General features: G+C 60.2%; 18 protein-coding genes and 1 pseudogene. 10 read left to right on the top strand and 9 right to left on the bottom strand.

Annotated features, from left to right (window positions below):
- From SALMUC_RS20330 to SALMUC_RS20315, 4 genes are all read right to left on the bottom strand, one after another.
- The gene (locus SALMUC_RS20330) at window positions 1-273 is read right to left on the bottom strand and encodes a flagellar biosynthetic protein FliQ (RefSeq protein WP_020040053.1); all 273 of its coding nucleotides are present in this window, start codon (window positions 271-273) and stop codon (window positions 1-3) included.
- 63 nt (window positions 274-336) lie between these two features.
- Entirely contained in the window at window positions 337-660 is a 324-nt protein-coding gene (gene fliE, locus SALMUC_RS20325; RefSeq protein WP_020040054.1) for a flagellar hook-basal body complex protein FliE, read from the bottom strand.
- 11 nt (window positions 661-671) lie between these two features.
- Window positions 672-1,082, bottom strand: coding sequence for a flagellar basal body rod protein FlgC (gene flgC, locus SALMUC_RS20320; RefSeq protein ID WP_020040055.1), 411 nt, complete (start codon window positions 1,080-1,082; stop codon window positions 672-674).
- A gap of 4 nt (window positions 1,083-1,086) precedes the next feature.
- Window positions 1,087-1,476, bottom strand: coding sequence for a flagellar basal body rod protein FlgB (locus SALMUC_RS20315; protein ID WP_020040056.1), 390 nt, complete (start codon window positions 1,474-1,476; stop codon window positions 1,087-1,089).
- Window positions 1,477-1,547: 71 nt separating this feature from the next.
- Here SALMUC_RS20315 and fliI point away from each other — a divergent pair, with 71 nt between their 5' ends.
- The gene (fliI, locus tag SALMUC_RS20310) at window positions 1,548-2,915 is read left to right on the top strand and encodes a flagellar protein export ATPase FliI (protein ID WP_020040057.1); all 1,368 of its coding nucleotides are present in this window, start codon (window positions 1,548-1,550) and stop codon (window positions 2,913-2,915) included.
- Here the strand turns inward: fliI and ruvA are convergent.
- The 5 genes from ruvA to SALMUC_RS20285 form a co-directional block, all read right to left on the bottom strand.
- A complete protein-coding gene (ruvA, locus tag SALMUC_RS20305) occupies window positions 2,897-3,517 on the bottom strand; it encodes a Holliday junction branch migration protein RuvA (protein ID WP_020040058.1) in 621 nt (206 codons plus the stop codon). The genes fliI and ruvA overlap by 19 nt on opposite strands.
- A 54-nt stretch (window positions 3,518-3,571) precedes the next feature.
- The gene (locus SALMUC_RS20300; protein ID WP_020040059.1) at window positions 3,572-4,012 is read right to left on the bottom strand and encodes a hypothetical protein; all 441 of its coding nucleotides are present in this window, start codon (window positions 4,010-4,012) and stop codon (window positions 3,572-3,574) included.
- Between the two features lie 61 nt (window positions 4,013-4,073).
- On the bottom strand, window positions 4,074-4,934 hold the full coding sequence (locus SALMUC_RS20295; protein WP_020040060.1) for a hypothetical protein: 861 nt from the start codon (window positions 4,932-4,934) through the stop codon (window positions 4,074-4,076).
- Window positions 4,935-5,056: 122 nt separating this feature from the next.
- Complete coding sequence (locus SALMUC_RS20290) at window positions 5,057-6,871, bottom strand: hypothetical protein (protein WP_020040061.1); 1,815 nt, start codon at window positions 6,869-6,871, stop codon at window positions 5,057-5,059.
- A 63-nt stretch (window positions 6,872-6,934) separates the two neighbouring features.
- Window positions 6,935-7,339 carry a hypothetical protein gene (locus SALMUC_RS20285; protein WP_020040062.1) on the bottom strand — a complete coding sequence of 135 codons (405 nt, stop codon included), beginning with the start codon at window positions 7,337-7,339 and terminating at the stop codon, window positions 6,935-6,937.
- Between the two features lie 64 nt (window positions 7,340-7,403).
- Here SALMUC_RS20285 and SALMUC_RS20280 point away from each other — a divergent pair, with 64 nt between their 5' ends.
- From SALMUC_RS20280 to SALMUC_RS20240, 9 genes and pseudogenes are all read left to right on the top strand, one after another.
- The gene (locus SALMUC_RS20280; protein ID WP_020040063.1) at window positions 7,404-8,342 is read left to right on the top strand and encodes a KpsF/GutQ family sugar-phosphate isomerase; all 939 of its coding nucleotides are present in this window, start codon (window positions 7,404-7,406) and stop codon (window positions 8,340-8,342) included.
- A 304-nt stretch (window positions 8,343-8,646) separates the two neighbouring features.
- Window positions 8,647-10,278 (top strand): polysaccharide biosynthesis/export family protein, encoded by a 1,632-nt coding sequence (locus SALMUC_RS20275; RefSeq protein WP_198014638.1) that lies wholly within the window; start codon window positions 8,647-8,649, stop codon window positions 10,276-10,278.
- Window positions 10,279-10,286: 8 nt separating this feature from the next.
- Entirely contained in the window at window positions 10,287-11,075 is a 789-nt protein-coding gene (locus SALMUC_RS20270) for an ABC transporter permease (protein WP_021120717.1), read from the top strand.
- A 1-nt stretch (window position 11,076) separates the two neighbouring features.
- Entirely contained in the window at window positions 11,077-11,733 is a 657-nt protein-coding gene (locus tag SALMUC_RS20265) for an ABC transporter ATP-binding protein (RefSeq protein ID WP_020040066.1), read from the top strand.
- A gap of 1 nt (window position 11,734) precedes the next feature.
- A complete protein-coding gene (locus SALMUC_RS20260; RefSeq protein WP_020040067.1) occupies window positions 11,735-12,823 on the top strand; it encodes a KpsE/RkpR family capsule polysaccharide export protein in 1,089 nt (362 codons plus the stop codon).
- A gap of 79 nt (window positions 12,824-12,902) precedes the next feature.
- Entirely contained in the window at window positions 12,903-13,742 is an 840-nt protein-coding gene (gene kdsA, locus SALMUC_RS20255; RefSeq protein WP_020040068.1) for a 3-deoxy-8-phosphooctulonate synthase, read from the top strand.
- 18 nt (window positions 13,743-13,760) lie between these two features.
- A complete protein-coding gene (locus tag SALMUC_RS20250; RefSeq protein WP_020040069.1) occupies window positions 13,761-17,162 on the top strand; it encodes an HAD family hydrolase in 3,402 nt (1,133 codons plus the stop codon).
- Between the two features lie 413 nt (window positions 17,163-17,575).
- A pseudogene (locus SALMUC_RS31890) lies at window positions 17,576-17,779 on the top strand (DapH/DapD/GlmU-related protein); the annotation flags it as partial.
- A 175-nt stretch (window positions 17,780-17,954) separates the two neighbouring features.
- Window positions 17,955-19,058 (top strand): capsular polysaccharide export protein, LipB/KpsS family, encoded by a 1,104-nt coding sequence (locus SALMUC_RS20240; protein ID WP_020040071.1) that lies wholly within the window; start codon window positions 17,955-17,957, stop codon window positions 19,056-19,058.
- The last annotated feature ends 7 nt before the right edge of the window (window positions 19,059-19,065 follow it).

Below are 19,065 nucleotides of genomic sequence, written 5' to 3'. Positions count from 1 at the left end.
TCAGGACACACCTGCCATGACGATCATGTCGAAGATGCGCTGGGCGAGGTCATCCACCCGCTGGAAGATCCAGGGCAGGCTGATCATGAGAACCACGAGGATCCCGACAATCTTGGGAATGAAGGTCAGCGTCATTTCCTGGATCTGGGTTAGAGCCTGGAAGAACGCGATGAACAGCCCGATTGAGAGCGCGGACGCCAGAATCGGACTTGCCGCCTTCAGAATGGTAAAGACGGACTCGGAAAGAATATCGAGTGCTTGGGCTTCAGTCATGTTATCCTTCGCTCCGGATCCCTTACTAGAAGGAAACCGGAGGAAAGGCAAGAACAGATGCGATCAGATCGGCATGCGTAGAACTTGCTGGTACGCTTCGACCAGCTTGTCACGCGTTGCCGTGATCGTGGTGATCGTGGCCTCCGCGGACATGGTGGCCTCGACGACTTTCTGGGTGCCGATCTCCCCGCGCAGGCCGGCCTGCATCGCTGTGTCGGCCTCACGTACGGTCTCGACGGCATCCGCTGCAGCATCCTTCACCATCGCGGGGAAGCTGCTCTTGGGAGTCTCGACCTGATTGTCCTCGGCCGACACGCGCGGGAGCCTGTTGGAAACGTTGTAGGCGCCGCGGATGGAGCCGTTGAGAAGCGGAGTTTCAAGTGCCATTATCAGGATCCTTATTTCATCATCTGAATCATCTGGCTGCGCATACGGCGGCCATTGGTGAGCATGTTCATGTTGGCCTCGTAGGCCCGCGACGCCTCACGCATGTCGGTCATCTCGATCAGCGTGCTGACGTTGGGCATCTTCACATATCCGGACTGGTCGGCAGCGGGGTGATTGGGGCGGTATTCCTTCGGGAAATCGGACATGTCACGACCGACATCCCTGACCTCCACCATGGGCGCCCCTGATGCCTTGTGTACCATGCCCCCGAAGGTCACGGTCTTCCTGCGATAGGGGTCGGCGCCAGGGGTGTCACCGGTGGACTGGGCGTTGGCCACGTTCTCCGAGGTCACCTCCAGGCGCTTGGTCTGGGCCCGCATCGCACTGCCAGCCGTTTTCATGATCGTCGAAATCGCGTCCATGTCGTTATCCTCTCATCGTCGTTGCGGCCTTCAGGAGCCCGTAGGCCTTGGTGTAGAGGCGCGTGGCAAACTGGTAGTTGTCGGCCGTGTCGGCCGCCTTGATGGTTTCCTCCTCCAGGATGACATTGTTGCCGTTCGGGCTCTCGCCCCATGAGGTCGGCTTGACCACTTGAACATCGCCACCCCGGATCGATCCGATATGTCGCGCATGCGTGCTCGAGAGACCGGTCGACCGGGCCCCGGAAACGTAGTCCGAGAAGGCTTCGACATCCTTCGTGCGGTACCCCGGCGTATCCGAGTTGGCGATATTCTCCGACAGGACTTGCTGGCGGGTGGACAGATGGTGCATCCGTTGGGATGCCGTCCGGAAGACGTCCAGGGATCCAAGATCCATTTGTTCTTCTCCTGTAAGCTTTTGTCTGGTATATTCTGACCTATCCAATTTAATCCTTGGTTTATTTGATTATGCAGACACACATCTCTTCCCTGAACTCCCGGCTGCGCGATGTCCCGGGGTCCACGAGCTACGGCAAGGTCGCGCACATCACCGGCATGAGCCTGGTTGCTTCCGGGCTCGAGACCTCGGTCGGCATTGGTGAACGATGCTTTGTCCGGGGCAAGCGAGGCGATGTTCTTTCCGAGGTTGTCGGAACCTCGGAACACGGCATTGTCCTGCTGCCATTCGGGGCATGGGACGGCATCGGCATCGGTGACCAAGTCCGGACCGCAACGGACGGAGACGTGATCTACCCCTGCGAGGGATGGATCGGACGCGTGGTGAATGCGCTCGGGGTCCCGGTCGACGGGGGCGGGTCCTTGCAGCAAGGCCGACATTCGCGGTTTTTCAAAGGGGAGCCGCTCAACGCATTCGCGAGAAAACGGGTCGGCCCGAAGATGGACACGGCGATCAAGTCTATGGACGTGTTCACACCCGTCTGCCGCGGTCAGCGCCTGGGTATCTTCGCCGGGTCGGGTGTCGGGAAATCATCGATGATGTCGATGCTGACCCGCAATGCGACCGCCGATGTCATCGTGATCGGACTCGTCGGCGAACGGGGCAGGGAGGTGCAAGACTTCATTCAGGATGACCTCGGCGAGGAAGGCATGGCGAAATCGGTTCTCGTCGTCTCGACCGGGGATGAGCCGCCCCTGATGCGGCGGCAAGCCGCCTGGACCGCCACCACAGTCGCGGAGTACTTCAGGGACCAGGGGAAGCATGTCCTGCTCCTGCTCGATAGCGTCACGCGCTTCGCCATGGCGCAGCGGGAGATCGGACTGTCCGCTGGCGAGCCGCCCACGACGAAGGGTTATCCGCCCACGGTCTTTTCGGAACTCCCCAAGCTACTCGAGCGCGCCGGTCCCGGTCCGGCGGACGATGGAGACATCACCGGCATCTTCACGGTCCTCGTTGATGGTGACGATCACAACGAACCGATTTCGGACACCGTTCGCGGGATCACCGACGGGCACATCGTCCTGGACCGGCGCATTGCCGAAGGAGGGCGCTACCCCGCGATCAATCTCCTGAAAAGCGTGTCCAGGATGCTGCCTGACTGCCACAACGACATCGAGTTGCGGATCATGAACGAAGCCCGGGCGCTCATCTCGCGCTACGAGGACATGGAAGAGATCATCCGTGTCGGCGCCTACAAACAGGGAACCGACCCCGTGGTCGATGCGGCCATCCTGTTCAGCGACAAGATCAAGGCGTTCCTGTCGCAACGCAAGCACGAGGCCATGGCCTCCGATGAGGCCTTCGCTCACATCTACCAGATGCTGGGAGAGGTCGGTGTCGAAATCCCGGTCGAAGCCTATCAGGACGCGGAGGGCTGACCACCGAGTTCACGCAGGCAGCTCTTGACCATCGATCCTGCCACGAGGTCATCCTGGGCCATGTGGTTCTCGACGACGGCACCGAAAGCCGTTTCCGAATCCTTCTTGTTGAATCCCATCTGCGTGAGCGCGGCCACCACGGCCTTTTCCACGCCGCGCACCCGGGCCGCATCGACGCCATTCGGCAGGGCCGGCTGGGCGTGCTCTTCGGCAAAGGACTTGAGGTCCGCAATGATCCGGGCCGCGGTTTTCTTGCCCACGCCCTCGGCCTGGCAGACGAGACCTTCGTCGTTGTCCACGACCGCGTTGCAGAAGCCCACGAAACCGAGCGCGCTCAGAACCGAGAGCGCCGACTTGCCACCGACGGCCTGCACCTTGTTCAGCTGGACAAAAAGTTCCTGATCCTGCTCGGTTTCGAAGCCATAGAGGATCGAGGAATTCTCCGTGGTCTTCATCTCGACATGGAAGGCAGCGTCGTCCCCGACCTCGAACCGGCGCGCCAGATCAGCCGGGCAATTGAGGACATACCCGACACCGTTCACGTTCAGAACGATTACTCCGGGCTTCTTTTTCTGCACCTTTCCTTCAGCGTACCCAATCATGGTTTTCTCCTGCTCTTTTGGCCATCATATAGAATAGATCGGGCGTGTCAACATTTATCCAATAACATTGATCGGCTTGCCAGAATGCACGCGACTGTTCTTGATTGCGCGGAAGATGACGCCGGCATGACGCTCCGCTTCAAGCACGTCCAGTTGCGACATCTTGCGCCTCAATGCGCAAAGATCGCCTGCCGCCGTCAGATCGGGATGCCCTAGGCAGGTCCGGCGCTGCATCCAGGCCAGCGTCGCGTCGAAATCGGTCGGATTGACGGAACAGGAGACGCCTCCGCCATGGTCCAGGAACAGCATCCTGAGAATTGCGAACTGGCGCTCGGGATCGAGAAGAACGTTGATGCGGACATCACCGTGCCCGCCGGCAGTCCGGCTTTTCCCGATCAAATGAGACCTCAGTGCCTCGCCGTAGGTGACCGCCGCCATGCTGCACAGCGTGAGGTCTGATGGTACGCTATCGTCATCTGGATTCTGATCGCTCATCGTCAATTCCCTGTTCTTGTAGGGAACTGAGATGCGACGCGTTACAGGAGGTTAAGGATTTTCAGTGGACCCGGTGGACGGCCGGCTGCTGGAAAAGATCGTCGGGGTAGTCGCCATCGAATGTGATATACCATTCCTGCGCGACATCACATTCGTACGTCGACTCGAAGCTAAACTTGAGAACCCGCGCCGTGTTCTTGGTGATCAGTTGGATCGCAATCGAACAGGGGTCCATCGGACCATATTCTTCATGGGCGAGCCGATAATGATGGACGACCTGCTCGTAGCTGATCTTTTCGTCGATGCCCTTGACCTCAATCAGGGCCACGACCGGCTTGCGCCCCCGCGGGGTTTCTTCCGCCATGACGCCATCGATCTCGATGGATCCCAATGACGCGTTGCGTTTCCGATGGTTGTCAACCTTGAGAAGCGGAACGCCAACGAGATCATCCAGAACACCGCTCTGCTCTACCCTGGACAGGAATGTCTGCTCGGTGGAATGATTGAACAGGCACGGATGTATCTTCCGAAGAGGATCGACGTAAGGGACAGGCGCGGGCAGGTCTTCGATCCGAAAATCATTGAAATCACGATATCGAACCTCTTTGAAGAGATACACGCCCTTCTCCTGGGTGAAGATGTACCAGTTGTTGCCCGGTGTCGCTGTTTCGATGATGTGGGCAGGAAGGTTGATGCGGTTGAGGAATGCCCAGATCATATCAGCATTGTTGACCTTCTTCACGGACTTGTTCAAACGGTCGACCGTTTCACTGATGTCGTCAGTCGTGGACGTAAACTCGCCGGGGCCGCCTTTGGACGCCAAGACGTCTTCACCTTGCTTTTTGAAAATATCCGAAATGCCCCTGTTGTAGAGCTTGCGCTCCTTGACAGAGAGACCGCGACCGTTTCTCTTTGCTGGCATCGAAAGACCTATTCTTCAATGCCGCCACACTATCCCTGCTTATCTTTCGGAATGTTTAACGCGACCAAGCCCGGGAGGATCGCCCCCGAGCCCGCTCGCCTTCAGTTTCGGTAGAGGCCTGATCAGGTCGGCCGCGGTGCGGCGAGCCGAACGGAATCCAAGATGGCCGTCTCGATGTCCTCGGGTGACATGCCTTCGCTGATCCGGCCGCATTCCTCACTGGGTTCGGTGAGAGCGGTTCGGTGCTCAACCTGGAACTCCCTGGCCAGTGGCAGAGGTGCATCTTCGGAGGGCAGAACCACGAGATAGCCGCCTTCATCCAGTGACTTCACGGCCGCCTTGGTCGACTGGCCACCGACGCCCTTCGCCACGTCCGCAATCTGGAAACCCAGGGTGTTTCTCAAGACGGCCAGGGCCTTCACCGGCTTGGTCGCGGGTTTCGCCTGGCGAGGTCGGGCCCGTGTGACGCTTCGTCTGGTCTCACCCTCTGGGCTGTCGGCCTGCGACGGCTCCTCGGTTTCCTGGGGCACGTTTTCAGGTGCAGTGTCCTGGGCTTCGGGTGGGTGTTCCGGTTGCGCCTCGATCTGCGCTGTAGCCGTCGACGTCGTCTCGCGTTCGGGTGGCAGGGCAGCGCGCGTCATTCCCGCCTTCCGCGGGAGACCAGCGGCATCCATCGTGAATTCGATGCTCTCTCGGGCCATCATCATTTCGACGAGCTCGGCCAGCTTTTCAGGATGCTGTTCATAGTAGCGACGACCACCGGGCCAGGCGTAGATGTACTTGCCGTCTACTGGCGCGCGACCACCCTTGCCGGCATCCATCACGCCGACGGCGCTCAGGCGGTCGCTGATCGTCTCCTTCAGGGCCTGGTCGAAGGCATCGTTCGGAGCTTGCAGAACACCGGTCAATCGATCCCCGCCGGAAAGGGGCCGTTCCCCGGTGTACATGACCGAGAGTTCCGCATCCCCGGTACTCACCACCGAAAGGTCGCTGTCCTCGTCGAAGGTCACAAAGCCATGGGACTGCCGGATGACCTCTTCCAGACCGGTCATGTCGAGGACGGTGAGCGTATCCCCGTTGTTGACGGTCTTGCGATCCTTGACCGTCACGTCGATCCGGCCGGACGTTCTGTTGAAGGCATAGTCCGCGACACCGACGTTCTCCTCGACAAGAAGGAATGTTTCGTCCTCGCTGACCGCGAACATGATCTTGGGCGCGTAGTCGGGCAGGACATCCCGAAAGCGAATGGAACTCGAACTCAGGACAAGCGCGTTCTCGCGGATCCAGCGCCCGACCCGCTCGAGCTCATCATCGGCATTGAAGCGCATCTGGTGCTGAATGACCGGCAGCGCGCCCCGGGCCCGGCTCATGTTCGGGTCTCCCACCTGCGGCTGGATGCGCAGGACCGTCTTGAGATGGTTCGCGGCCTGATTACCTTCTCGCTGCGCGATCTCCCCGAAGCAGGGGAAGGCTCCGAAAAGACCCGATGCCGCGTTCTGCATGTAATTCCGATGCGTGCGGGACATGGCGAGGTTTGTGAACCGGTGCCACGTCCGGTCGGTGCGCGGCTCCGCGACGGCGCCACCGGTCTCCTCCCTTCGAACGATGGCCGAGGCGGCGACCGCCAGGGACATGTCTTCGGCGTTCGGCTCGTACTCATCGTCGGCCGCGGTGTCGATATCGTCTGCCGCCTCCGCATCTTCATCGAACTCCTGCCGAGCATCCTGGTTCGCGAAGTACCGCTCACGAATCCGCTCCGCGGCGCCCATGACTTCCGGGCCAACCTGGCTGGCGACTGCCTCGATGAAATCGCGGCTGTTTCCTGCCGGTTGAACACCACCAATGTCCTCACTCGACGAGGCGATGCGGCCTCCGGACAGGATGCGTTGAGCCACGGTCGCGGCGCGTTGCGCACTCGTGAGCGGATTCTTCGGCATGGTCATTCTCCCTGAATTGCGTGCGAAATGGACCTGTGGACGCAAACTTCCTGAAAATGGATCTCAGATCGGAAAGCCCAGCGCCCGGAGAAGCTCGAGAGTCCGTTCACCGACATCGGAGATGTAGGGCATCACCTCGTCTTTGGTCAGCATTCCCGTCGCCCACATACCGACCACACCAAAGACGCTCAGCAGGATGCCGCAGAGCGCCAACTCCATAACGAATTTCAGGGCGGTCACCGGGAAGAGCAAAAACCGTCCCCAGAAGTAGAGCATCCGCGGAAGCTTCATCCAGAACGGCTCGGCCGTCGAAGCATATCCGCGCGCGACGGCCGAAATGTCGTCGGGGTTGGTAAGCCGGACATCGACAACGGCAGGCGGGGATTGGGGAGCTTTCCGTTTCGTCTTCGGCGGGCTCGGTTGCTTGCGGTCCTGCGGCTTCGGGCGCGTATTTTCCTTCGTCGACATGATGAATTAATCCTCATTTTAACCTTCGACACTAGAAGACAGCATCGATTTCTTGAGGGATAGCATGGAAAAGGTTCAGAAAAGTTGTAAGGATCAGGCGATCTCCGGCCTGCTACATGCAGAAACGGACATTCTACGCAGGATCACCGAACAGTTCGACGGCGGATGGCCGGAGTTCGACAAGGCTCTGGAGGTCCTTTCCCGTGCCAAGTGCAGGATCATCCTGAGCGGCATGGGCAAGTCCGGCCATGTGGCCAGAAAGATCGCGGCGACCATGGCCTCGCTCGGCAAACCCGCCCATTTCGTCCACCCTGCCGAGGCATCCCACGGCGACATGGGAATGCTCACGAAGGACGACGTCCTGCTTGCGCTTTCCAACTCCGGCAACACGAGCGAACTGCTTCCAATCGTGCGGTACGCGGTCAGCAACGATATTCCGGTCGTCGGCATGACCATGGGCGCCGAAAGCCAGCTGGCCCGCGCATCCACTGCCCCCCTGGTGCTGCCCAAGGCGGGAGAAGGATGCAGCCTTGGTCTCGCACCCACCAGTTCGACAACCGCGCAGATCGCGCTGGGCGATGCCCTGGCAGTCGGCCTGTGCGTACAGAATGATTTCACCCGCGACGCGTTCAATGAACTCCATCCAGGCGGCTCACTCGGGGCCAGCACGAAACGTGTCGAGGACGCCATGCTGACGGGCGACAACATTCCACTCGTCTCTATCGACCAACGCTCCACGCTGATCATGTGGACCATGGCCCGCAAGGATTTCGACATCGCCGGCGTCGTCGATGACGATGGCAACCTGATCGGCCTGATCCAGGCAGACGACGTGAAGCCGGAATACACGACCACGGCCAAGAGCGTGATCCGGCAAGCAGAACCTGTGGTTTCCCCGCAGGAGACCGTGGCAACCGCGGTGGCGCGCATGCAGAACAAGGCAACAAAGGCGTGCCTCGTGGTCGACGGCCGGAAACCGGTCGGGATCGTGAGGGTCCAATGATGCGGTCATTCGCCCTGTTGATCGCGGTCGCTGGCGCGCTGTCGGCCTGCTCATCCGCAGCGCCCACCACGTACCCCGAAGCGCAAGAACCAGTGGTTCGGGATTTCCGGGTTCCGGAGGACCGCGAAACTATCCGTCCGACGACCCCGAAGCTCGCACCGGGAGAGTTCATTTCCGGAAACGGTGAGCGCTGCCGCATGCAGACAGGTGGATCTCCGGCTGCACGGTGCCAGACCGCCGGCCGGGAGGTCGTCGTCAGCGACATCATCTCGGGCTCGCATTGAGAAAAGGACCCCCAATGACAATGCCATCAATGCTCTTGGCTGCACTTGCCGGCCTGGCCGTGACCCTCATGGCCAGCACTTCTGTCGCTCAACAGGATGCGGCAGGGCGGGGCGGGGAGCAACCGGCGTCCGCACCCAGCGAAGAAACCGGGCCCGAGCAGAATACGCGCATCGAGCCCTTCGGCGCTTCCCTGTTTCGGGCGACGCCGCCGGGGCCTGGATCGGCGATCACCGACCCGAACCGCCTGGTAAGCTTCGGCGACCGCATCCTCTTGCGGATCTGGGGAGCACAGCAGTTCGAGAACCTGATCATGGTCGATGCCGAAGGCAATGTCTTCATTCCCGAGGTCGGCCCTGTCGATGTCGCCGGCAAGCGCATGTCCGAGGCCCAGGCCTCGATCAAGGCGGCCGTCCGGGACGTCTACCGGGACAACGTTTCGGTCTATGCGACACTTGCGGACGTGAATCCGATCTCGGTCTACGTGACCGGCAACGTTGCCCATCCCGGCCGCTTCGAGGGGACCCAAAGCGACACGGTTCTCGATTACATCATCAAGGCCGGTGGCATTCACCCGGCCTCGGGAAGCTATCGCGACGTCAAGATCAAGCGCGACACCTTCGTGAAGGCCAGCTACGACTTCTACGAATTCATGAAGAACGGCGAAATGGCCGAGTTCGATTTCAGAACCGGTGACACGATCATTGTGGATGATCGTATGCCCTCGGTCACGGTCGCCAGGGGTGCCCGGAACACCAATATCTTCGAGTTTCCGGGAAAACGCCTGTCTGGCAGTGCTCTCATCGAAACCGCGGACCCACAGCCCGGGACCACCCACGCACTGGTTCGCCGGCCAGGCCAGGATGGCAGCGAGGACATCTACCTTCGGAAGGCGGATTTCGCATCATTTGACCTCCAGGACGGAGACGAGGTGTTCTTCACCCGTGACGCACGTTCGGACACCGTCTCCGTGGCCCTGAAAGGCGCCGTGGAGGGGCAGAAGAACTATGCCCTCAAGAAAGGAGCCTCCCTGAAGCAGTTGCTCTCCTTCGTTTCCATCGACCCTTCCGTGGCGTTGCCCAAGGCAGTTCACATCGAGAGAGCCTCTGTTGCCGCAAAGCAGAAGAGGGCCCTCGATCAGAGCCTCCGGCAGCTCCAGAAATCCGCGACCACGCGATCCAGGACCGGGGCGACCGCAACAATCCGTGCCAACGAAGCCCGGATGGTCCAGGGCTTCGTGGAAACAGCTTCCCAGGTGACGTTCCCGGGAAAGATCGTTCTCTCCCGTGGAGGCGAGGTATCCGACATCATCCTGAAAGACGGTGATCGGATCGTCATCCCGGAGAAGTCGGATGTCGTGACGGTGTCGGGTGAAGTCATGATCTCGAATGCCTTCGTCTTCGAGCCCGGCCTGCGCGTGAAGGATTACGTCGCGATGGCAGGTGGCCTCACGGCCAACGGTGACGACGAGCGTTTCATCGTGAACCATCCGAACGGAAGTTCCGAGATCCTCTCCCCGGATGACCGTATCCGCAACGGCGACGAGATCATCTCGCTGCCCGGGATGGACGGGAAGGGCTTCGCCTTGGCCAAGGAAATGCTCGGGATCGCCTACCAGGTCGCCATGACCGCAAACACCATCGTTTCCCCGTAGGAGGCATGATGTCGCTCCAAGAGACCTACCAGACACGCCTGCGAGTGATCGACGCTCTGCTCCTGCGGGAGGCCAAAAAACGGTTCGGCGGCAACCTCGTCGGTCTCGCCAGCGCGTTCTTCGAGCCCATGGTCCAGGTCGCTTTCTTCGCGGTGATTTTCATGGCCACGGACAGGGGAGCCCCTCACGGCGCCGAGGTTCTAGTGTTCATGATCGCCGGCGTCGTACCGTTCCACCTGTTTTCCAAGGCCATGACACGCGGGATGTCGGCTATCGATGCCAACAGCACACTGCTGTCCTATCCAATTCTGAAACCCATCGACACGCTTGTCGCCCGATGCCTGCTGGAAATCATGATCTACGTGATGACCTTCGTCATCTGCATGATCCTGGCGTTCTACTTCGAGCTCGTCGACGAGATCGCACGCCTGCCGTTCGTCTTCTTCGGTCTGGTCTTCGCGGCAGCGCTGGGCTTCGCGGCCGGAGTCCTTGCCGCGGCGATCCTGTCGCTGACACCGGTGGTCAAACGCGTGATCCCGATCCTCAATCGCGCGATGTTTCTGACGTCCGGCGTGTTCTTCTCGGCGTCGATGATCCCCCAGTTCGCGCGCGACATCTTCCTGTGGAACCCCATGCTCAACATCACCGAATTGGTCCGCCACGGAATCTTTCAGAACTATCCGTCCACCTTCTTTAACGTCGGATATATTCTGGTGGTGATACTGGTCGTCCTCGCGGCGGGCTTTGCAGCACTCATCTTCGCAGAGCGTAGCCCGAAGGCCGCGATCAGGGGATAGGATGCTCGAGTTTCAGAATGTCACCAAGTTCTTCCGGACGCCCGAGGGCCGGAAATACATCCTGGACGATGTCTCGCTCGACATCGAAGCCGACAAGGGACTTTGCATCCTCGGGATGAACGGTGCCGGCAAGTCGACCCTGGTGAAGATGATCTCGGGCACGGAGCTTCCGAATGCTGGCCGGATCATCCCGGAAGGGAAGGTCTCCTGGCCGATGGGCCTGAGTGGATCCTTTCAGCCCAGCATGACCGGGCGTGAGAACGTCGAGTTCGTCGCCCGGATCTACGGACAGGACGTCGGCAAGATCATGGGAGAGGTAGAAGAGTTTTCCGAACTCGGCGGATACATGGACATGCCCGTGCAGACCTATTCCAGTGGCATGAAATCACGCTTGGCCTTCGGCCTCAGCCTCGCGGTGTCATTTGACATATACCTGATCGACGAGATCATTTCGGTTGGCGACCGACTGTTCAAAGAGAAGAGCAGGAAAGCCTTGCTGGAAAAGGTCCAGTCGTCCCGGGTTGTCCTGATCTCGCACCACGAAAGCACGGTCCGCGAGTTCTGTGACCGCTGTGCGCTCCTGCGACACGGCCGCCTCGAGCTTTTCGACACCGTCGACAGCGCCTTCAAAGAATTCAACAGCATCGAAGATCGATAACATGGACCTTTCCAGAACGCTCTCCAAAATCAGGATGCAACACGCCATCCTGCTCGTGCCGGCCCTTATCGCCGCAGTCTACCTGTTCATCCTGGCGGGAGATCGGTTCGTGTCGGAAAGCCGGTTCACCATCAAGTCTCAGGGCGAGGCCTCCGCTGCCACGAACCTCGACCTCGGGATCCTCGGCGGCACCAGTGCGGCCAAGCAGGATCAGCTGATCGTGCGAGACTACATGATGTCCCGTGACATGATGGAGAAGACGTTCAATGAGTTCGGGACTGACGCGCTGAGCGGCCCGTTCCAGGACATTCTGTGGTACATCACGGACGACAGCCCCGTGAAGGCCAAGCTCTCACACTACCGCTCAATGGTCGAATTCACATTCGACGAAGAGGCCGCGGTCTCCACCGTGGAGACCAACGCCTTCTCCCCGGAGACTGCCCGCAAGCTCAACCGTTTCCTGCTGACCGAGGCGGAGAACTACATCAACGCCTTCACGGAACGCTCATCCGAGACAATGATCGACTACTCGAGACGTGATCTGGAAGCTGCCCAGGATCGCGTGATGCGGATCACGGACGAGATCCGGAACGCGCAGAGGACCGCGAAGACGGTTGACCCGGAAACGGACCTGGGAGTGGTGGCCACTACGCTAACCGAGCTCGAGACCAAGTTGGCAGCAGCCAAGTCGGAGCTCGACAGCCTGCAGAGCTACCTGCAGGACGACACCCACCAGGTGATCGCCCAGCGCCGGAAAATCAGCAATCTCGAGAGCCAGATCTCGAACCTACGGGATCGCATGGCGGGTGCGGACGACGACAGCCTGGCAGATACCAGCGTGCAGTTCAGTACATTGAAGAGCCGCCTCCAGTTTGCGAACGAGAACTATGTCTCCGCCCGGAAGACGCTGGAGATGGCAAAGGTGCAGGCCATGCAGTCCCGCAAGCACCTCGTGATCATCGACCACCCGGACCTCGCGGATTTCTCGACATACCCCAGGCGCCTCATCAGTTTCCTCTTCGCACTCTGCGTGATCGGTGCCGTCGGCGCGCTCACAAGGATGACCCTTGTCTTGATAAAAGATTACTAAGGTTAGGCTGGAAGAATATCCTTGAAATAATGCCGACTGTCTTTTACCAAGCAGGCGACATTTCTAATTCGAGGATTGAATGCAGGACATTGCCCTTTCACCGAAGCGCGTCGTTGTCGGTGACCACACCATTTCCAACGACACCCCTTTCACCCTGATCGCCGGACCGTGCCAGATCCAGTCTCTGGACCATGCCCTCGAGACTGCGGAGCGGATCTCCGGTATCTGTGAAGGGCTCGGACTCGAGCTGATCTACAAGTCCTCCTTCGACAAGGCGAACAGGAGTTCCATCGACACGCCGCGGGGCGTCGGCATGGACGAAGGCCTCGCGATCCTCGACGAAGTCAGGAAACGGTACAATACCCCGGTCCTGACTGACGTCCACGAAGCGGGACAGTGCGCTCATGTGGCGGAAGTCTGCGAGGTCCTGCAGATTCCGGCATTCCTGTCCCGGCAGACGGACCTTCTGTTGGCTGCCGCCGAGACGGGCGCAGCGATCAACGTAAAGAAGGGCCAGTTCATGGCGCCCTGGGACATGAAAAACGTGGCGGACAAGATCGCCTCCACGGGAAACGAGCGCATCATGCTCTGCGACCGCGGCACCTCCTTCGGCTACAACACTCTGGTCACCGATTTCCGCGGACTGCCGATCATGGGCGAAACCGGCTACCCGGTGATCTTCGACGCCACGCACTCGGTACAACAGCCTGGCGGGAACGGCACGACCTCGGGTGGACAACGACAGTTCGTGAAGACCCTGGCTTCAGCGGCGACGGCCATCGGCGTCGCCGGCCTCTTCATCGAGACCCACGAAGATCCGGATACCGCGCCTTCGGACGGACCGAACATGATCCCGTTGGACCAACTCGAGGCCCTTCTCGAAGGTCTTGTCGCCTTCGACGGACTTGCCAAGATTTAAACGCGGAGCGCGAACAGGATGTCATCCCTTAACCGCATCATTGTCTCGAGCGATTTCCTGGTATCATCAGCTTTCGAGCAGGCATCCAACCTGCGCTGGCTCAACGATATTCTCAACCGACCTCTCCGGGAAGCAGCCTCCAGGGTGTCTTCCTCGCCGGTGCAAGTCTGCTGCTGGACCGACTCGGATTTCGAGAGCTTCGACCGGGAGAAGTTCTTCCGCGAAAGCGGGATCGAACTCGATCCTGAAGTTGCCCAGTTCAGTTTCTCCGGGACAGACATCAGTTCCGCGTCCCGCGAGACCCTGAGTCGCGTCATCGGACCGGGCGATCTTGTTATCGGGTACGAGCTCTCGCCGCAGACCCGGGCGCTCATCGAAGCCGTCGGCGCGGATTTCATCGACATCTGGCTGCATCCGGTCCGGTTCATGGATGACATCCTGTTCGCGCTCCGGGCCAGCCGTGCCGGCATGCAGACCTTGATCGAGGACTGGGCTGTCCCTCGCTCCAAAATGGAAATGTACGCGGATCGTCTGCGCGTGCAGGCGTTCAAGGGATGGGAGCGCAAGGAGCTTCCGATCAAGGAGAATTCGGCCGCGTTCATCGGGCAGATGAACAACGACAAGAGCGTCTTCAGGGACGGGCGCTTTCTCGATGCACTCGACTTCCGCCAGGAAATCGAAACCCTCGCGCGTGACCACGACGAAGTCCTTTACCTTCGTCATCCATACCTCAAGCAAGGCGACGAAGCCGTTCTCGCCTATCTGGACACGATCCCGAACGTCACGGTCTCGGACCTGCCGACGTACAAGGTGATCGCACATCCGAACGTGCGCACCGTCATGTCGATCTCGTCATCCGTACTCGAAGAAGCGAAGCTTTTCGGTAAGTCGACGCGATGCCTCTTCCAACCGGTGATCCCGCTCTTCGACGGTCCTGCAGAGACCCATTACGCGTCGATCATGCATGCCTTCCTCAGCCCGCGTTTCTGGACCGAAATCCTGCTGGCCGAATACGGAGACCGCCACACACCTCTCGGCGCCGTTCCCCATACGGAATTCGACAGCCCGAAAGACAAGATGCGGGACATGCTCGGCTTCTACTGGAGCTACGCACAAATCGACAAGTTGGAACAGTTGCGGAAGTTCGGGGCGACTGCATCCAAGCCGCAGGTCCAGAAGATCACATCACGGCCGGACACCTCACAGACAGTTTCCGAGGCGGTTTCCAAGTCATTGCCCACCGCGCCCGCAAAATCCGCTCAGTCTGAGATTAAGCTGAACACCATCAAGGACCAAATCCAGACGGCGGACATCATCTCCTTCGATATCTTCGACACCATCTTAGAAAGCGAAGTGGGAGAACCATCCGATCTGTTCACTCTGATCGCTCCCGACATCAAAGAGAGGATCGCTGCAGCTGGTCATGACCCCGTCGATTTCGTGGCGCTCCGGAAATCGTCCCGCCATCTCGCACGGCATCTCGCAAACGGCGAGGAAGTCTGCCTCGCGGAACGGTACGAGGCGATGGCCGGCCATCAGGGATGGCCCGGGGTCCTCAAGGACGAACTTCTGCAGGTCGAACGGGATGCCGAGGCAGCCGTTCTGCGCCCGCGGTGGGCCGGACGTGAACTTTACGATTTCGCGCGCGCCATCGGGAAGCGGGTGATCTTCACATCCGACACCTACTTCTCGGCCGAGACGATTGACCGGTTCCTGTCAAACGCCGGATACCAACCGGACGCGATCTACCTGTCCTCGGACCACGGACGGCTCAAGGCAACCGGCAATCTGTTCAAGGTGGTCCTCGACGCCGAGAACACGCCCGCGGGGTCGATCCTTCACATCGGCGACAACGACAAGGCGGACATCGAAAAGGGCAGGGCGGCTGGCCTCAGTGTCGCTCACCTGCCGTCCAAGACGGCTGTTCACAGAGATGCGCCGTATTATCGAGAAGCCCATGCCCGGATCTCCGACGCCTGCGTTCGTTCGGCGGTCGAAGGCATGACAAGCACGATGCTGACGGCGCAGCCCTACACGCCGGGAAAGGGGATGACCAATGGGCACCTCAACGTCCTTGGGTACTCGATCCTCGGGCCCGTGTTCCTCGGTTTCGCAAACTGGATCTTGAAGGCGGCCCGAGACGCAGGGATCAAGGATATCTATTTCCTGGCCAGGGATGGCGACATCCCGATGCGGTGCTGCGAACATCTGCGAATGGGAAGCGACCCGGAACTGCACTACATTCCGGCTTCTCGGCGCTCGACGCGCATGGCCGGACTGCATACCGAAGCCGACGTCGCGGACGTCCTGAAGACGCCGTTCGACAACTGCACCCTGAGAGAGCTCCTCTCGTCCCGGTTCGGCGTGAAGGTTTTCACTCCCGAGATTGTGCAGGAGATCGAAGATTCCGAACTGGGGCACCTCGACCGGGTCGTCAGCTATACGCAAGACCGGGATCTTGTCGCCAAGCTCCTGTTCGACGGGCACCACGTTCGCAACCGTATCCTCGAGGAAGCGTCTCGTGAGCGTCAGGATCTCACGCGGGTTTACGAAGACTTCGGCCTGCATTCCGAGCGGGACGGGGCTGAAATCGCGTTCGTCGATATCGGGCATGGTGGAACTATCCAGCGCGGGATTACCGATATTCTCGGCCTGGAAAACACGCTCGGCCTGTACTTCAGCACTTACGACAACGTGGAAAAAACCCTTCGTAAGGGCGGCCATGTCGCGCTGTCGTATTTCGGGGACAGACTCGCAACCCGGAACTCGATACACCCCTACAAGCGGTATCTTTCCATGTTCGAAGCCATTTTCCTGAATTCGGATGACAGCTTCCTGTACTACGACGGGGCCAGGAAGGTCACTGAAGCCGGCAACACCGCCGGGGAAGTGCGCCGCAAGACCCTGGCCGAGGAGCTTCACCACTGGATCGAGGAATTCACGAGAACGTGGACCTCTATCTTCGGCCTGCCCGACTTCGACCTGCCAGGTCATGAAGCGGTTCAGCCGTTCCTCGCCTTCCTCAAGAGCCCAAGCCGCGAAGACGCCCGGATCTTCGAAGGGATCCCCTTCGACGACAGCTACAACGCACGCGGCCCACTCTGGCTCATTCCGCCTCAGGGACAGACGGTCGAGGAGGCCCGCACAATCTGGAAGGAAGGCGCCCGCGCCCTCGCGGACAAGCCATTGACCGAGAAGTCCGCCTCCAAAAAGAAACAGGCTGCCAAGCTCGCAACCCCGGAGTGGCGGCGTGGAGCCAAGGCGATCCTGCGGCGGCTCATCGCCGCGAACATCGCGCTTTTCTCGGATGAGCGCCGGGAATCGAAGTTCCGCCGCAAGCCGTACGTGTTCTTCCGGGACAGCCGGAACCCCTTCGTCCGGGCCCTCGGTGCCGCCGTCTACGGTGGCAAGGGCAAATGATCCAGGCCCAGAGATCCTTCCTGGAGGAGCGGCGGGTGACCTTCGCCGCCCGCAACGACGAGATCCATTTCGGCGTGGGCAGGAATACCCGCGTCGAAATGGAGACCCCCTGCGAACTTCGACCGGGGCGCTTCGATATCGGGCGGATCGGCGCCTTCACCTACCTCGGAGGGGGCCGGTCGGTCATCCGGGAGGTCGAAGCGGTGGGCCGGTTCACGGCCATCGCCCCCGATCTGCAGTGTGGTTCCCCCGAGCATCGGGTGGGATCGATATGCTCGCACCCGATCTTCGAAGGGACCTGGGGCCAAAAATGGGATGAGGTCGCAGACTTCTACGCCGAGAACCCGGAACATATCCTCGAGGCCCAAAAAGAGTACCGAAGGGATGAAGGGAGCCCCGACAAGAAGATCCTGATCGGAAATTCCGTCTGGATCGGCGGCCGGGTTACGATCCGGCGCGGTATCTCCATCGGAAACGGTGCCATCATTGCGGCGGGATCCGTCGTCACCAAGGATGTCCCCGCCTACACCGTGGTCGGCGGTGTCCCGGCACGCTCGATCAGACCCCTGTTCACCCCCGAGATCATCCAGGAGCTCGAAAGGCTTCGGTGGTGGGACTACGGCCTCGCTGCGCTGCGCGGCGTCCAGTTGACGAAGCTCGATGTAAATTCCGCCGAAACTGCCCTGCGCGATATTCGCAAAAATATCCGGGAGCAGCGTCTTCGGCCAATTCGACCCAAGGTCATCGCGGTTCTTCCGGACAACACCTGTGAAGAGCTCGACTGACCTATCCATGACACTTGTTTGCGCCCATGAACTGAAATCGAAATTCAACATCTGCCTCGGCATCACGCCCTGGAAACGGGAGAACTTCCTGAATTTCGTGGGAGGCCGGCAGAACGCGAAATTCATGTCCTTGCGGAACTACACCGAGGCTGTCCAACTGGCCGCCGACCTGGATGGGCGCGTGATATGCTGGGCCTCTTCTGTGTCGGAAGGCCTTCAGGCGGCAGCGGATCATCTCTACGTCGATCTCATTCGCGTGGAAGACGGATTCATCAGATCCTCCGGCCTCGGGATCAAGCTCAACATGCCGGCGAGCCTGTGCTTCTCGGACCGCGGAATTCATTACGACGCGCGGACCGTGTCCACTCTGGAAGCCTTTCTGGAAACCCACGAATTCACAGATGCCGAGCGCGCACGGGGGCACGGGCTTATCCGGCTGATGCGTGAACGCAAGATCACCAAGTACAATCTGAAATCAACCAAGGCCGAAATGCCCGAGTGGCCGACCGACGATCTCGCCTGTTCAAGGATCCTCGTGATTGGCCAGGTGGGAGACGACGCCTCCCTGCGCTACGGTGCGCCGGGGATCGACAGCAACGAGGATCTCCTGCGCCGGGTGCGCGATCTGAACCCCTACGGTGCAATCATCTACCGCCCGCATCCCGACGTCACATGCGGCCTCAGGAAGGGCACGGTTCCAACCGATGTCCTGAACGAACTCGGTATCACCCAGTCTACCAAGGGAGATCTCTTCGCGCTCATGCAGGAAGCGGACGAGGTCCACGTCGCATCGTCCCAGACCGGCCTCGAGGCGCTCATTCACGGCGCCCACGTGGTCTGCCACGGGCTGCCGTTCTACGCCGGCTGGGGCCTCACGACGGACACCTCGAAAACACGCGGTTATCGCGCACTGTCGCTCGAAGAACTGGTCTACGGGGCCTTCTGCGCCTACCCGGTCTACGTCGACCCCTTCACCGGTGAGGAGATCACGGCCGAGGAAACAATCAATCTCATCCTCAGCGGCCGGGCATGGCCCCGGGCGCCCCGCTCCTACATGATCGCGGTCTGGTGGAACCGTCGTCTCCGCAAATTCAGGAAGGCGGTGACGTGATGCCTCC

This window comes from Salipiger mucosus DSM 16094, assembly GCF_000442255.1.
GTDB lineage: Bacteria > Pseudomonadota > Alphaproteobacteria > Rhodobacterales > Rhodobacteraceae > Salipiger > Salipiger mucosus.
The sequence above is the reverse complement of the archived record's forward strand: the minus strand, read 5'-3'. Positions and strand labels throughout refer to the sequence as shown.